Annotated in this window: 14 protein-coding genes; 1 reads left to right on the top strand and 13 read right to left on the bottom strand. The window is 61.6% G+C overall.

The window, feature by feature from the left end; genetic code table 11:
• Positions 1–43: 43 nt before the first annotated feature.
• The 12 genes from hflC to ndk all read right to left on the bottom strand — a co-directional run bounded on the left by hflC (position 44) and on the right by ndk (position 13,189).
• Entirely contained in the window at positions 44–937 is an 894-nt protein-coding gene (gene hflC / locus ACLRDN_RS15650; protein WP_413457039.1) for a protease modulator HflC, read from the bottom strand.
• The gene (gene hflK / locus ACLRDN_RS15655) at positions 937–2,295 is read right to left on the bottom strand and encodes an FtsH protease activity modulator HflK (protein WP_134222768.1); all 1,359 of its coding nucleotides are present in this window, start codon (positions 2,293–2,295) and stop codon (positions 937–939) included. Before hflK ends, hflC begins: the two co-directional genes overlap by 1 nt.
• An 89-nt stretch (positions 2,296–2,384) precedes the next feature.
• Positions 2,385–3,509, bottom strand: coding sequence for a GTPase HflX (gene hflX / locus ACLRDN_RS15660; protein WP_121041887.1), 1,125 nt, complete (start codon positions 3,507–3,509; stop codon positions 2,385–2,387).
• A 39-nt stretch (positions 3,510–3,548) separates the two neighbouring features.
• Entirely contained in the window at positions 3,549–3,788 is a 240-nt protein-coding gene (gene hfq, locus ACLRDN_RS15665; protein WP_006463311.1) for an RNA chaperone Hfq, read from the bottom strand.
• Between the two features lie 139 nt (positions 3,789–3,927).
• Positions 3,928–5,271, bottom strand: a complete 1,344-nt coding sequence (gene der / locus ACLRDN_RS15670) for a ribosome biogenesis GTPase Der (RefSeq protein WP_039785362.1) — start codon at positions 5,269–5,271, stop codon at positions 3,928–3,930.
• Positions 5,272–5,297: 26 nt separating this feature from the next.
• Entirely contained in the window at positions 5,298–6,497 is a 1,200-nt protein-coding gene (bamB, locus tag ACLRDN_RS15675; protein ID WP_413457040.1) for an outer membrane protein assembly factor BamB, read from the bottom strand.
• Between the two features lie 140 nt (positions 6,498–6,637).
• On the bottom strand, positions 6,638–7,282 hold the full coding sequence (locus tag ACLRDN_RS15680) for a YfgM family protein (RefSeq protein WP_154133636.1): 645 nt from the start codon (positions 7,280–7,282) through the stop codon (positions 6,638–6,640).
• A gap of 45 nt (positions 7,283–7,327) precedes the next feature.
• Positions 7,328–8,683 carry a histidine--tRNA ligase gene (gene hisS, locus ACLRDN_RS15685; RefSeq protein WP_413457041.1) on the bottom strand — a complete coding sequence of 452 codons (1,356 nt, stop codon included), beginning with the start codon at positions 8,681–8,683 and terminating at the stop codon, positions 7,328–7,330.
• A gap of 130 nt (positions 8,684–8,813) precedes the next feature.
• Complete coding sequence (gene ispG / locus ACLRDN_RS15690; protein ID WP_413457042.1) at positions 8,814–10,076, bottom strand: flavodoxin-dependent (E)-4-hydroxy-3-methylbut-2-enyl-diphosphate synthase; 1,263 nt, start codon at positions 10,074–10,076, stop codon at positions 8,814–8,816.
• A 14-nt stretch (positions 10,077–10,090) separates the two neighbouring features.
• Positions 10,091–11,194: a helix-turn-helix domain-containing protein gene (locus tag ACLRDN_RS15695; protein ID WP_413457043.1), complete on the bottom strand. Its 1,104-nt coding sequence runs from the start codon at positions 11,192–11,194 to the stop codon at positions 10,091–10,093.
• A 300-nt stretch (positions 11,195–11,494) separates the two neighbouring features.
• A complete protein-coding gene (gene rlmN / locus ACLRDN_RS15700) occupies positions 11,495–12,667 on the bottom strand; it encodes a 23S rRNA (adenine(2503)-C(2))-methyltransferase RlmN (RefSeq protein WP_034333976.1) in 1,173 nt (390 codons plus the stop codon).
• Positions 12,668–12,763: 96 nt separating this feature from the next.
• A complete protein-coding gene (ndk, locus tag ACLRDN_RS15705) occupies positions 12,764–13,189 on the bottom strand; it encodes a nucleoside-diphosphate kinase (protein WP_034333977.1) in 426 nt (141 codons plus the stop codon).
• Between the two features lie 268 nt (positions 13,190–13,457).
• Here ndk and ACLRDN_RS15710 point away from each other — a divergent pair, with 268 nt between their 5' ends.
• Entirely contained in the window at positions 13,458–14,147 is a 690-nt protein-coding gene (locus ACLRDN_RS15710) for a Bax inhibitor-1/YccA family protein (protein WP_039785351.1), read from the top strand.
• A 75-nt stretch (positions 14,148–14,222) separates the two neighbouring features.
• On the opposite strand, the gene rlmD is transcribed toward ACLRDN_RS15710, so the two are convergent.
• A complete protein-coding gene (gene rlmD, locus ACLRDN_RS15715) occupies positions 14,223–15,584 on the bottom strand; it encodes a 23S rRNA (uracil(1939)-C(5))-methyltransferase RlmD (RefSeq protein WP_413457044.1) in 1,362 nt (453 codons plus the stop codon).
• Positions 15,585–15,621: the final 37 nt, after the last annotated feature.

Consider the following 15,621-nt stretch of genomic DNA (forward strand, 5'->3'; position numbering starts at 1 on the left):
GGCGGCGCAGAACTGTTCACATTATCGCCTGATAAGCGGATTTTTACTTCTTCGCAGCGCTGGTACTGCCGCCGCCGACTCCCTTGAAGTACTTGAAGAACTCCGAGCTCGGATCCACCACCATCACATCATGACGGTTCTTGAAGCTGGCACGGTAGGCTTCGAGGCTGCGATAGAACTTGTAGAAGTCCGGGTTCTGGCCGAAGGCCTGGGCGTAGATCTGGGAAGCCTTGGCGTCACCGGCACCACGGATCTTTTCGGATTCGCGATAGGCTTCGGCCAGGATCACCACGCGTTGGCGATCGGCGTCAGCGCGAATCTTTTCGGATTCGGCAGCACCGGTGGAGCGCAGCTCATTGGCGACTCGCACGCGCTCGGACTTCATGCGTTCGAACACCGAGTTGTTGATCTGGTCCACGTAGTCCACACGGCGCAGGCGCACGTCGATGACTTCCACGCCGATCTGCTTGGCTTCGTTGGCCACGCGGGCCTGGATCGCATCCATGACGTTGTTGCGCTGGCTGGAAATCACTTCACGCACGGTGCGCTTGGTGATTTCGTCGTTCAGCGCGGCTTTGACGATCTGCGACAGGCGGTCCTGGGTGCGGCGCTCGTCGGCACCGAAGCTGACGAAGTACAGGCGAGGATCGACGATGCGCCACTTGACGTAGGCATCGACCAGCACGTTCATCTTTTCGGCGGTGATGAAGCGGTCGGCGTCCGGCGTATCCAGGGTCTGGATGCGCTTGTCCAGGTACATCACGTTCTGGAACGGAGGCGGCAGCTTGAAGTGCAGGCCGGGTTCGCTGATGACCTGCTTGACTTCACCCAGGGCAAAGACGATGGCCGAGGAACGCTGGTCGACCACGAAGATGGTGGACGACGCCAGCCAGATCGCCACGACGGCGACGATGACGGAAGTGACGAGGCGGCCCATCAGCGCACCTCCCTATCACGCGCATCACGGGGATCGCGGTTTCTCGAATCTCGCATCAGCTCGGAAGAATACACAGTGTCGTTTCCTGCAGTCGAAGTGGTGGACGCGGCGCCCGCCGAAGGCTGCACGGTCGACGATGCCGGGGCCTTGCCGCTGGCCGGGGCCGCGTCGCTGGCACTTTGCTGGATCAGCTTGTCCAACGGCAGGTACAGCAGGTTGCTGCCATTCTTGGCATCGACCATGACCTTGGTGGTATTGGCGAAGATCTGCTGCATGGTTTCCAGGTACATACGGTCGCGGGTGACGGCCGGGGCCTTGGCATAGGCTTCCTGCACCTGGGTGAAGCGCGAGGCATCACCTTCGGCGTTGGCGGTCACGCGGGAGCGGTAGGCTTCGGCTTCTTCCAGCAGGCGCGAGGCGGCACCGGAGGCGCGCGGAATCACGTCGTTGGCATAGGCCTGGCCTTCGTTCTTGAGGCGTTCACGGTCCTGGCCGGCCTTGACGGCGTCGTCGAAGGCCGCTTGCACCTGTTCAGGCGGCTGCACGCCCTGCATGGTGACGTTGGTGATCTGTACGCCGGACTTGTAGCGATCCAGGATCTGCTGCATGCGCTGGCTCACATCGAGGGCGACCTTTTCACGGCCTTCGTAGAGGACGAAGTCCATCTTGCTGCGGCCGACGATTTCGCGGATGGCCGTTTCGGCCACCTGGCGCACGGAATCATCCGGGTCACGGTTGTTGAACAGCCATTCGGCGGCATTCTTGAGCTTGTATTGGACGGCAAACTGGATGTCGATGATGTTTTCATCATCGGTCAGCATCAGGGATTCCTTCAACTGCTTGTTGCGCACGTTGCCGCGATAGCCGATCTCGGCGGTGCGGACCTGCGACATGTTGACGATCTCATGGCCCTGGATGGGATACGGCCAGCGCCAGTTGAAGCCTGGCAGCGTGGTGTGGCTGTAGCGGCCGAAGGTGGTGACCACGGCAGTCTGGCCTTCCTGCACGATGAAGAAGCCGCTGGCCAGCCAGAGGAAAGCCACGATCACGGCGATCACGCCCACGCCGATGCCGGCGCCCTTGACGTCGCCACGATTGAAGCCGCCGCCACCGTTGCCGCCGTCGGAACCGCCACCGCCCTTGCGGCCCAGGAGGCCGGCGATGCGCTGATTGAAGTCGCGCCAGAGCTGGTCGAGGTCGGGCGGGCCGTCGTTGTTGCCGGACGGTTTTTCGGGCCGTTTGTCGCCGTTACTTCCGTTATTCTGATTCTCGCGGTTGTCGTTTTGCGAACCACGTCCCCATTGGGGGTCGTTCAACGAAAACTTGACACCGATTTTCCTGAATAAAGACACAAGCATGCGTTTGCGTTCCGGCTGAAGTGATGGATTAAGAGAATCTAGGAGGAATGCGCGCCAGGAACGTGCAACGAGCCGTCCCCTCGAACGGCTCAAGCGTGCATGTCTTCGGAATCGACTGGCTGGGAACGGCTGCGACCCCTGGCCTCCAAGGCGGCCTTGAGCGAAGCGGCGATCGCTTCGCGCAGCAGATCCAGGCCAGCACCAGACTTGGCACTGACGAAAACCCGCTGGATTTTACCATACTCGTCATACTCGACCGTCGGTTCCAGACCGGCGGCGTCGATCTTGTTCCAGACCAGGATCTGCGGCACGTGGTCGGCACCGATTTCCTTCAGGACCAGGTTGACCTGCTCGATCTGCTCCATGCGCACCGGGCTGGCGGCATCCACTACATGCAGCAGCAGGTCGGCGTGGATGGTCTCTTCCAGGGTCGCCCGGAATGCCTCAACCAATTGGTGAGGCAATTCGCGGATGAAACCCACGGTGTCGGAGATCACCACATGCCCGACCTCGCCCAGATAGACGCGACGGGAGGTCGTGTCCAGCGTGGCGAAAAGCTGGTTGGCGGCATACACGCCGGCCTTGGCCAGCGAGTTGAAGATGGTCGACTTGCCGGCGTTGGTATAACCCACCAGCGAGACGGAGAAGGTTTCACTGCGTCCGCGCGCTCGGCGCTGCGTGGCGTGCTGCCGGCGCAGTTTGGCCAGCACCGCGCGCAAGGCCTTGACGCGCTCGCCCAGCAAGCGGCGGTCGGTCTCCAGCTGGGTTTCACCGGGACCGCGCAGGCCGATACCGCCCTTTTGGCGCTCCAAGTGAGTCCAGCCACGAATGAGGCGGGTCGCCAGATGCTGCAGCTGGGCCAGTTCGACCTGAACCTTGCCCTCGTGGCTCTTGGCCCGCTGGGCAAAGATATCGAGAATCAGGCTGGTACGGTCGAGCACGCGCACCTTCAGCACCCGCTCCAGGTTGCGTTGCTGGGCCGGTGACAGGGCGTGATTGAAGATGACCAGTTCGAGCTGGAGGTCGGCGACAGCGTCAGCGACTTCTTGTGCCTTGCCGGTACCAACGAAGAGAGCGGCATCCGGACTGGCACGGCGGCCGGTGATGGTAATCACCGGTTCCGCACCAGCCGATTTTGCCAACAGGAAGAGCTCATCCAGACTAGCGGCGAAATCGTTCTTGCCGAAGTCCAGGCCGACTAACGCGGCACGCATGTCAAAATGCCCACGGCGTGAAGCCGGCCAGGTAGACCATTATTCGTCGGACGAGGATTCGAGACTGAGGTTGACCGCACGTGCAGGCACGACGGTGGAGATGGCGTGTTTGTAAACCATTTGCGTAACGGTGTTGCGCAGCAGGACCACGTATTGATCGAAAGACTCCACATGGCCTTGCAGCTTGATGCCGTTGACCAGATAGATAGAGACGGGAACGTGCTCTTTTCTCAATGCGTTCAGGAATGGGTCTTGTAACAATTGCCCTTTGTTGCTCATGGCAGCTCCACGGTGTTGTTGTGATTAGGACTTGGAGGCACTTCAAGGAAAATCAAGTGCTTGACCAACTTTATGCTATTCAATTTAAACGATTTTCGCTCCAACGCCAAAAACATTGATCGAATAGCAGGATTTACGATTATTTTTCCTGCCGGATGAAAGGATTCTTGCCCGACCTGAACTCGATACGCAGTGGAGTGCCCACCAGGGAGAAAGTTTCCCGGAAGTGCTTTTCCAGATAACGTTTGTAGTTGTCGTCGATGGCTTCCAGGGCATTGCCGTGGATCACCACCACCGGCGGATTCTGGCCACCCTGGTGCGCATAGCGCAGCTTGGGGCGGATCGAGCCCTTGCGGCGCGGTTGCTGGTGTTCCAGCGCCTCTTCCAGCGCCCGCGTCAAGCGCGGCGTGCTCAGCTTGGCCATGGCCGCAGCGTAAGCCGAGTCAATGGACTTCATCAGCGGACCGATGCCCGTCGACTTCAGGGCTGAAATGAAGTGGAATTTGGCGAAGGAAAGGAAATTCAGTTTGCGCTCCAGATCCATCTTGATCTGGTTGCGCTGGTCGCTTTCCATGCCATCCCATTTGTTCACACCAACCACCAGCGCCCTGCCCGACTCCAGCACGAACCCGGCGATGTGGGCATCCTGTTCGGAAATATCCTGCTGCGCATCCAGCAGCAGCAGCACGACGTTGGCGTCCGAAATCGATTTCAGGGTCTTGACCACGGAAAACTTTTCGATGGCCTCGAAGACCTTGCCACGACGGCGGATACCGGCGGTGTCGATCAGGGTGTAATGACGCCCTTCGCGTTCGAACGGAATCTCGATGGAATCACGGGTCGTGCCCGGCATGTCGAAGGCGATCACGCGCTCTTCGCCCAGCAGGGTGTTGACCAGGGTCGACTTGCCCACATTCGGACGGCCGACGATGGCAATCTTGGTACCGCGCACGGCCGGCTCTTCGGCTTCCGGCTCCTGGGCGCGCTGGGCGTCGACCTGATCCAGGGCTTCTTCCACCAGGTCGGCCACGCCGTCACCGTGAGCGGCGGAGATCACGTAAGGATCGCCCATGCCCAGCTCGTAGAAGTCGGCGGTGACCGAGGTGTACTTCATGCCTTCGGACTTGTTGACTACCAGCAGCACGGAACGGCCGCACTTGCGCAGGAAGTCGGTGATGGTCTTGTCGTGCGGCGTCAATCCCTGACGGCCGTCGACGATGAACACCACGATGTCGGCCTCGACCACTGCCTGCTTGGTCTGCTTGGCCATCTCATACATGATCCCGTCCTTGGCGACGGGTTCGAAGCCACCGGTATCGATCACCAGGAACGGACGTTCGCCGACCCGGCCTTCGCCGTAGTGACGATCGCGCGTCAGGCCGGGCAGGTCCGCCACAAGCGCATCGCGGCTGCGGGTGAGCCTGTTGAACAACGTCGATTTGCCGACGTTGGGACGGCCTACAAGTGCAATTACCGGTTTCATTTCTTTTCTTGGGGGTCGTTCGTCACTTATTCAGCGACGACGGAGACCACGGTTCCTGATTTGGTTTGGAAAACGACAGACGAACCGGTCGAAACCGGCGCCGCCTGGACAGCACTGCCATCGGTAGCCAGACGGGCCACGAAGGCACCATCTTCCCGCGACAGGAAGTGAATATAACCCTGGAAGTCAGCCACCGCCACCGCACGGCCCACTGCGATCGGGCTGGACAGCTGGCGATTCTTCAGGCGGTCGTTGCGCCAGATCACGGCACCGGTATCGCGCGCGAACTCGGTAACAGTACCGTTGACGTCGGCCGCATAAACGTAGGCGTCATCCAGATTGACGCCGACATCGCTGGAAAACTCCTTGATCCAGCGCACATTGCCGTTGAGCAAATCGAAGCAGCCGATACGGCCCTGGTACGACACCGCGCAGATATCACGCGAACCCAGCGCCGGCACGCCCGACACGTCGGAGATGCGTTCCAGCTCGGTGGTGCCGCGCGGATCACCCACCGGCACTTCCCAGCGCGGACCGCCATTGTTCAGTGCCAGGGCCGACAGACGGCCACCCGGCAGGGCCACGAAGGCGGTCTGCGAACCGATCACGATGCCCGGCGCATTGCGCAGGGTCAGCGACGGCACGTTGCGCTGGACCATCCAGCGCTGCGTGCCATTGTCAGCATCATACGCGGTCACGCGGTTGTCGATGCTGCGAATGACCACCAGGCCCTCACCCACGGCCGGCGCCGACAGCACTTCGCTGGCCGCCTGGGCACTCCAGGTCGGCTTGCCGGAGGCGGCATCGAAGGCCTGGATACGGCCCTTCTCGGCCACCACTACCACGGTGCTGCCATCGCTGCCGACACCAGCAGTCAGGTTGCCTTCCGCACGGCTGCGCCACAGGGTCTGGCCATTCTGGGCGTTGATGCGTACCACGGTGCCATCATTGGCCGCGGCAAAGACGCTGCCGGCAGCAAAGGCCGGGCTGAACTGATAGCTGCCGGCCTTGCCGACCGACACCGTCCAGGCCGCCTGGGCACGCATCTTCTGGGTGAATTCGACCAGCGGGGCCGGCGGATTCGGATCTTTCTTGCCGGAGAACAGCGAGCAGCCGGACAAGGCCACCACGGCCGCCATGGCGGCCACATTCAGCGCCAGCTTGCCGGCGCGGCGGGATCGAGCAAAGGATGTTGCCTTGGCAGCAGTGGCTGTCACACTACGCATATTCTGTTTCCTCTAAGCGATGGATGGATTCGCGGTGGGATTGCGATTCAATTCGGGCTTGCATCTGCAACCCGCCAGGCCACCGGCGCGCCGCAGCGAACCGGGACCCGGAGCATTCTTCAGTGGCGCGAGCGCCGGCCTCAGGCCTTGGGCGCTTCGCCGCCGATGGCGTCGAGCTTGATCTGGATCAACTGACGACCCGGATCCTTGGCGTCGCTCTTTTCCAGCGCGAGCTTGTAGGCGCTACGGGCTTCGTCACGCTTGCCTTGTGCCGCCAGCACATCGCCCTTGCGGTCGGCGATGGCACCGGCGAACTGGGCGGGATAGTCGCCCGACAAGACCTTCAGCGCTTCGTCGTACGACTTGGCATCGAGCAGCACGCCAGCCAGGCGCACGGCGGCGATGGCCTTGTATTCCTTGCCACGGCCGTGGTCGATCACCCATTGCAGCTGCTTCTTGGCCGCGTCCAGGTCGTTGGCATCGAAGGCCGACTTGGCTGCCACCAGGGCACTCATCTCGGCGTAGGCGGTACCGCTGAACTTGTCCTGGATGTCGGCGGCGGCGCGTTGCACCTTCGCATTGTCCTTGGCTGCCAGCGACTTCTGCTGTTCTTCGTAGAGCACCGAGGCTTGCGCCGACTGGCGGCCCTGCCAGGTGTTCCAGCCGGTCCAGCCGGCGTAGGCGGCCAGCGCAATGATCAGCGCCCAGGTCACCAGGTTGCCGTATTTCGCCCACCAGGCCTTGATGGAATCAAGCTGTTCTTGTTCTTCGAGATCGTATGCCATGTAACTCTGCGTTTAGATAAGTTGACGGTCGAGGTGGACGGGTCTTCAGGGGTGATAGTGCACGTGGTCGTGATCATGGTCATGATCGCCGACGATCTGTTCCACGATGTAGTCGACCACGCCGTCGAAGGCGATGTTGCTCTGGTTGGCGCGCCCTTCCTCAGCATGGCCTTCGCGCATGTGCTTGACGGTAGCAGTCCCGGCCTTGAGCTCGTCTTCACCGATGATCACGGCAAAGGCAGCACCGCTGGCGTCGGCGCGCTTCATCTGCGCCTTGAACGATCCACCACCATTGGACGATGCGCAATGTAGCACAACATCGAGCCCGGCAGTCCGCAAACGTTCAGCCAGAACGAAAGATTGCAATTGCGCTTCTTCGCCTTGATGGACCAGATAGACATCGCACTGGTTCGGTGCATACTGCTCGCCATTGGCCTTCATCAGCTCAAGCAGGCGTTCCACGCCCATGGCAAAGCCACAGGCCGGGGTCGGCTTGCCGCCGAACATTTCGATGAGCGGATCGTAGCGGCCACCGCCACAGACGGTGCCCTGCGAGCCCAGCTGGTCGGTGACCCACTCGAACACGGTACGGTTGTAGTAGTCCATGCCGCGCACCAGGCGCGGGTTGATGGTGAAGGGAATATTGTTGTGGCGCAGGATCTTCTGCACGCCCTCGAAGTGCGCGCGCGATTCTTCACCCAGGTAATCCAGCAGCTTGGGCGCGGCGTTCACCATCTCCTGCATGGCAGGATTCTTCGTATCCAGGATGCGCAGCGGGTTGGCGTGCAGGCGGCGCTGGGCGTCGGTGTCCAGCAGGTCCTTGTGCTGTTCGAAGTAGGCGATCAGGTCGGCACGGTGCTTGTTGCGCTCTTCGGCGTTGCCGATGGAGTTCAGTTCCAGGCGGATGTTGGACAGGCCCAGGTCATCCCACAGGCGCTGGCACATCATGATCAGTTCGGCATCGATATCCGGGCCGCTGAAGCCCACGGCTTCGGCACCGACCTGGTGGAACTGGCGATAGCGGCCGCGCTGGGGACGCTCATGGCGGAACATGGGGCCGACATACCACAGGCGCTTGGGGCCGTCATAGGTCAGGTTGTGCTCCAGCGCGGCACGCACCACGCCGGCAGTGTTTTCCGGACGCAGGGTCAGGTTGTCGCCGTTCATGGAATCGGTGAAGGAATACATTTCCTTCTCGACGATGTCGGTCACCTCGCCCAGGCCGCGCGCGAACAGCGCGGTCGGCTCGACGATGGGGGTACGAATCTGCTGGAAACCGTAGCTCTTGAGCACCGATTGCACGGTGTTTTCGAACAGCTCCCACAACGGGGCATCCGCCGGCAGGATGTCATTCATGCCTTTGACGCCAACGATTTTTTCGACTTTCTTTTGTTCTGACATACCGAAACCCGGAGTTTTTGCTTTTTACTTCATTTCTGGAAACTGGTAGCTGACGCATCTTTCGTGCGACGCACCAGCGCAAGTGTACTGCATGGCCCGCAACGCCCTATGGTGGCGAGCTTCACGGTGGTCAGGAATGGCTGCCCTGACCGTAATGCGATTCGACGTACTCCAGCACCACGTTCTGGAATTCCTCGGCGATGCGTTCGCCGCGCAGGGTCATCTTCTTCTCGCCATCGATGAACACCGGTGCCGCCGGCGACTCGCCGGTGCCCGGCAGGCTGATGCCGATGTTGGCGTGCTTGGATTCACCGGGACCATTGACGATGCAGCCCATGACGGCCACGTTCATACCTTCCACGCCGGGATACTTGCCCTTCCAGACCGGCATCTGCTCGCGCAGGAAGGTCTGGATCTTGTCGGCCAGGTCCTGGAACACGGTCGAGGTGGTGCGGCCGCAGCCCGGGCAGGCGATCACCATCGGGGTGAACTTGCGCAGGCCCATGGTCTGCAGGATTTCCTGGCCGACCACCACTTCCTTGGTACGGTCGCCGCCCGGCTCGGGGGTCAGCGAGATGCGGATGGTGTCGCCAATGCCTTCCTGCAGCAGCACCGACAACGCCGCCGTGGAAGCCACGATGCCCTTGCTGCCCATGCCGGCCTCGGTCAGGCCCAGGTGCAACGGGTAGTCGCAACGACGCGCCAGCTCACGATAGACCGCGATCAGGTCCTGGACGCCGGAAACCTTGCAGGACAGGATGATCTTGTCACCCGACATGCCCAACTCCTCGGCCCGCTGGGCGTTTTCGATGGCCGAGGTGACCAAGGCTTCATACATCACCGCCTGGGCCGACCACGGCTCGGCACGACCGGCGTTTTCGTCCATGATGCGTGCCAGCAGCGCCTGGTCCAGGCTGCCCCAGTTCACGCCGATGCGCACCGGCTTGTCGTACTTGCAGGCCACTTCGATCATCTGGGCGAACTGGGTATCGCGCTTGGCGCCCTTGCCCACGTTGCCAGGATTGATACGGTACTTGGAGAGCGCCTGGGCGCACTCCGGATAGTCGGTCAGCAGGGTGTGGCCGTTGTAGTGGAAATCGCCTACCAGCGGCACATCCACGCCCATGCGGTCGAGCTGCTCGCGAATAGCCGGCACGGCAGCGGCGGCCTCCGGCGTATTGACGGTCAGGCGCACGATCTCGGAGCCGGCGCGCGCCAGTTCCTTGATCTGGATGGCGGTCCCGATGGCATCCGCGGTGTCGGTGTTGGTCATGGATTGCACCATGACGGGGGCACCGCCACCCACGATGATCTCGCGCGCCCCATGGCTGATGACCACGCGGCGGCTGTTGCGGCGGGCCAGCGGCCCGGAGGCGATCGGGAAGGAAGACATGATGGGCAGTCGGCTCAGTTCAGGTTCAGGCGTGCAACATTGCTGCCGCCCGGGGTTTTCAGGTCCAGCGGCTGGCCGCGCAGGCTGGCGTCGACGCCGGCGGCATTGCCGATGATCAGGGTCGTGGCGTCCGAGACGTCGAAGGTCTCGGTGGTACCGGCCTTGAGCAGGCGCGAAATCACGGTGCTCTTGTCGGCACGACGGATTTCCACCCAGGAATCCTCGCGGAAGGTCAGGCGCAGCAGATCCTTGCTGTTGACGATGTTGAGCCCGCTGGGTACGGTGGTCGAGGCCATCTGGGCGGGCGCAGCCGATGCGGCAGACGCGGGCGCTGAGGCCGCCGCCGGGGCCGGCGTGGAAGCCGGCTGGCTGGCCGCTGGCGTGGCGACCTGGACCGGTTCCGGCTTGGCTGCCGCCGGGGTCGGGGCTACCGGTGCGGGCGCTTCCACAACGGGAGCAGCAGGCTTTGTGGGCTCCTCGGCGGGTGCGGGCGTGATCGTTTCAACGCGGGCATTCACCGGAGTGTCAGTGGAAGCGGTTTCGGCCGGCTGCGCATTCTGCGCATCCGCAGAAGTACCTGGCGCTGCTGCCGCTTCCTCGTGGTGCGATTTGAGGAAGGCCAGCTGCGGCACATTGGCCGCGAGTTCGGTCCAGCGCACGGCTGCCGCGCCTGCCAGGAGGGCGAGCACCACCACACCTGCGACGATGGGCAAGGCCGAGCTGTTGCCGCGCGTGCTCATCATCATGGCCGGCAGCGGACCTTCCGAGAACGGCGTGGAGAGCTGGTGCTGCGGCACGATGTGGTCGCGCTGCTGCACGGCCGATTCCTGCGGCAAGGACGCCGTCACGCTATTCACATCCAGCCCCAGCACCTTGGCATAGCTGCGCACGAAACCGCGCGCCACGGCTAGGCCGGGCAAAGCTGCGTAATTGTCCGCTTCAATCGCCTGGATCTGGCGCGGGGCCAGCTTCACCAGGCTGGCCGCCTGCTCGATGGTCCAGCCCTTCTTCTGACGTGCCGCCGCCAGCGCGGCACCGGGCAAGACCTGGGCCGGGGACGATGGACCAGGATCTTGCGGTTGCTGCGACGACATTTCGTTCATTTGTTGATCACTCATCAAATGCTCCACATGGAAAAGCTTTTTTTAGCCGGCCCTGGCCGGATTCTTCTGGAGCGTCCCTGCGCGGCACCTGCCGCGTCCCTCCGGGGCAATTCGACAACTTCAGCCCATCCTGAACCATAACGGCAGAACGGACGATCATTTCAGCAAAAACACAAAAAGGACGTGCGATGCCTGCGCCCCAGCGCAGCATCGACGCCCCCGTTACCCATTCTGTAAAAAGCGGCAACTGATCCCTCGCCGTGGCGGCGAAGGCTGGTACCGCAGGACCAGCAAGGACATGGGACCACCCTGCCGTCACCCGGAGATCTCCACGATGCGGCCAAAGTCCTTGCCGAATTTGGCCTGGTATTCAGCCATTTTCTGCATGCGTTCCTGCACCCGCGTACGATCCTTCACTTCCCCGGCCAGCTGGCCGCAGGCGGCATCGATGTCGTCTCCACGAGTCTTGCGGATGGTGGTCACGATGCCTGCATCCATCAGGATCTGCGCAAACGCCTTGATGCGCGGATTGTGCGAGCGCTTCAAGCCCGACTCGGGGAAGGGATTGAAGGGAATCAGGTTGAACTTGCAGGGGATGGCAGTCTCGCCTTCCTTCACCAGCGCGACCAGTTCGCGGGCATGGGTGTCGGTGTCGTTGACGCCATCGAGCATGCAGTACTCGAAGGTGATGAAGTCGCGCGGCGCGAATTCAAGATAGCGCTTGCAGGCCAGCATCAGCTCGCGCAGCGGATGCTTGCGGTTCAGCGGAATGAGCGAATCGCGCAGCGCATCGTTGGACGCGTGCAGCGAAACAGCCAGCGCCACCGGGCACTCCTGAGACAGTTTGTCGATCATCGGCACCACGCCGCTGGTCGACAGCGTGACGCGGCGGCGCGACAGGCCATAGGCATTGTCGTCCAGCATCAGGCGCAAGGCTGTCACGGTCGGCTCGAAGTTGAGCAGGGGCTCGCCCATGCCCATCATCACCACATTGGTGATCTGGCGCTCGCCCTTGGGGCCGCCTTCGATGCCCTTGGTCTTGCGCAATTCGAATTCCGCCATCCACAGCTGGCCGATGATTTCGGCCACGGTGAGATTGCGGTTGAAGCCCTGCTTGCCGGTGGAGCAGAAACGGCAATTCACGGCACAGCCCGCCTGCGTCGAAACGCACAGCGTGCCGCGGTTTTCTTCAGGAATGAACACGGTTTCCACCGCATTGCCCTGGCCCACGTCGACCAGCCACTTGCGTGTGCCGTCGGTGGAGGTATGGTCGCTGATGATGGCCGGCGCACGGACTTCGGCGCGGGTCTTGAGCTTGTCGCGCAGCGATTTGGCCAGGTCGGTCATCTGATCGAAATCAGACACGCCGAACTGGTGTATCCATCGCTGCAACTGCTTTGCACGAAACGGCTTCTCACCCAACTCGCCGCAGTAGGCGACGAGTTGCGCGGGATCCATATCCAGCAGATTGGTGAGAGCTGTAGTCATGATGCTTGCGGTCGGGACCAAGGCAGAAAGACGCCGCAGGGATTGCAGCGCCGGTTTCCGCCCCAGCCCGGGAGACCGATGAAAAACAGGAACAGATTAACGCGAATAAACGTTCAGCGCCGGGAAGAAGTAGGCGATTTCGCCCTTGGCGGTTTCTTCAGCGTCCGAACCGTGCACGGCGTTGGCGTCGATGGAATCAGCGAAGTCGGCGCGGATGGTGCCCTTTTCAGCCTTCTTCGGATCGGTTGCGCCCATCAGGTCGCGGTTCTTCAGGATGGCGCCTTCGCCTTCCAGCACCTGGATCATCACCGGGCCGGAGATCATGAAGTCCACCAGGTCCTTGAAGAAAGGACGCTCACGGTGCACAGCGTAGAAACCTTCGGCTTCAGCGCGCGACAGTTGGGCCATGCGAGCAGCGACGACCTTCAGGCCGGCGTTTTCGAAACGGCTGTAGATCTGGCCGATCACGTTCTTGGCGACGGCGTCGGGCTTGATAATCGACAGGGTGCGTTCAATTGCCATGAGAAAAACTCCAATAAAAATAATGGCTTAAAGCCAAGAATTGATAATTCAATGAACCTTGTATTTTAGCATGAAACCATCAAATATCATGTCAATTCACCTTGTTTGACACCGTATGCTGGCCCTGGCGCATTGAAACCGGCCAGGCTGAGCGGGAGATAACCCGCATATAAAGTGCCAGCATCTCGAACCAGAGCGAGGGAAGACTTGTCTTAGCAGTGAGCCATCGTGCTATTCTCTGGCTCGCATTCAACGCTTCGGAGGACATATGAATCAACTGGACACGACCTTCGGCCACTCGACCACGAGCCTGGCCACACGCAACCGCGTTCTGCGCAACACCTACTGGCTGCTGGCGCTGTCGATGATCCCGACCGTGCTGGGCGCCTGGCTGGGCGTGCAGATGCATTTCAGCCTGTTTGCCGCCAGCCCGATGATCGGCTTCGTGCTGTTCCTGGCGATCGCCTTCGGCTTCTTCTACGCGATCGAGAAGACCAAGAATACCGGCTGGGGCGTGGCCTTCCTGCTGGGCTTCACCTTCTTCATGGGCCTGATGCTGTCGCGCCTGATCGAGTACACGCTGGGCTTCTCCAACGGCGCCGGACTGATCATGACAGCCTTTGGCGGCACCGCCATCATCTTCTGCGGCATGGCCACCATCGCTACCGTCTCCAAGCGTGACTTCTCGGGCATGGGCAAGTGGCTCTTCGCAGGCGTACTGGTGATCCTGGTGGCTTCGCTGGCCAACATCTTCCTTCACCTGCCGGCACTGCAACTGACCATCTCGGTGGTGGCCATCGCCATCTTCTCGGCCTACATCCTGTATGACGTGCAACAAGTGGTCAACGGCGGCGAAACCAACTACATCTCGGCCACGCTGGCGATCTACCTCGACGTCTACAACGTCTTTGCCAACCTGCTGTCCATCCTGGGCATCGTTGGCGGCAATCGCGACTGATATCGCGAATATTGCTTCGTTAGCAATAAAAATGCCGGCGCAAGCCGGCATTTTTTTCGTCTGCTACCCTCAATCTCACTCGGGCAAATCGAACACGGCGATGGATTCCACGTGGGCCGTATGCGGGAACATGTTCACCACGCCAGCATACTTGAGCGCATAACCACCCAGATGTACCAGCATGCCGGCGTCTCGCGCCAGCGTGGCCGGGTTGCAGGAGACGTAGACGATACGCTTGGGCTTCAGGTGCTGCTGTTCCGGCGGCAATTCCACCAAGGCCTTGCAGACTTCCATGGCACCTTCGCGCGGCGGGTCGATCAGCATGCGATCGAACTTGCCCAGCGCCACGAAATCCTCCGGCTTGGCTTCGAACAGGTTGCGGCAATAGAAGCTGGTCTTGGCATCGACGCCATTGACCTTGGCATTGTCCAGCGCGCGCTCGGTCAGGGCCGTGCTGCCTTCGATGCCGACCACTTCGCGTGCCAGGGTAGCGATGGGCAGCGTGAAGTTGCCCAGGCCACAGAACAGGTCCGCCACACGATCCTGCGGCTGCACATCCAGCAGGCGCAGCGCACGGGCCACCAGGACGCGGTTGATCTGGTGATTCACCTGGGTGAAATCGGTTGGCTTGAACGGCATGCGGATGCCGAATTCAGGCAAGGTATATTGCAGGCGCGATTGCGCCGGGTAGTAAGGCGCAGCCGTATCAGGCCCCTTGGTCTGCAGCCACCACTCGATCTTGTGCTCGTCGGCAAAGGTCTTGAGCAGGGCTTCATCGGCCGGGCTCAGCGCCTCCATGATGCGCAACACCAGCACGGTGACCTTGCCGCCATCGTCCCCCTCGCCCACGGCCAGCTCGATCTGCGGCATGCGGTCACGAATCGAAAGCGCTGCCACCAGTTCCCGCAGGGGCACCAGCATGGCCGAGACATTGGGCGGCAGGATTTCACAGGTCTTCATATCGGCAATGAAGGACGAGCGCTTTTCATGGAAGCCCACGAGCACCCCACCCTTCTTGGCCACATGGCGCACCGAGATGCGGGCGCGATAGCGATAGCCCCAGGTCGGCCCGTAAATCGGACGCAGCATCACCTCGGCCTTGGTCTTGCCGAGGTGCCAGAGGTTGTCTTCCAGCACACGCTGCTTCATGGCGACCTGTGCCGACGGCTCCAGATGCTGCATGGCACAGCCGCCGCAGGTACCGAAATAATCGCACTTGGGCTTCACCCGCAGGGAGGACTCGCTGTGTAGCGTGGTCATCACGCCCGCTTCCCACTTGGGTTTCTTGCGATAGGACTGGAAACTGACCCGCTCGCCCGGCAGCGCGCCTTCGACGAAGATGACCTTGCCTTGCGTGCCATCCTCGTTTTCGAGGTGACCAACGCCGCGCCCGTCCATGTCGAGCGACTTGATTTCAATGATGATGTCTTGTTGCATGAGGGAAACCACAGGGTGGGACCGAAGCCCGCTGCCG

The sequence above is a fragment of the Herbaspirillum huttiense genome (assembly GCF_047300815.1).
GTDB lineage: Bacteria > Pseudomonadota > Gammaproteobacteria > Burkholderiales > Burkholderiaceae_D > Herbaspirillum > Herbaspirillum huttiense_A.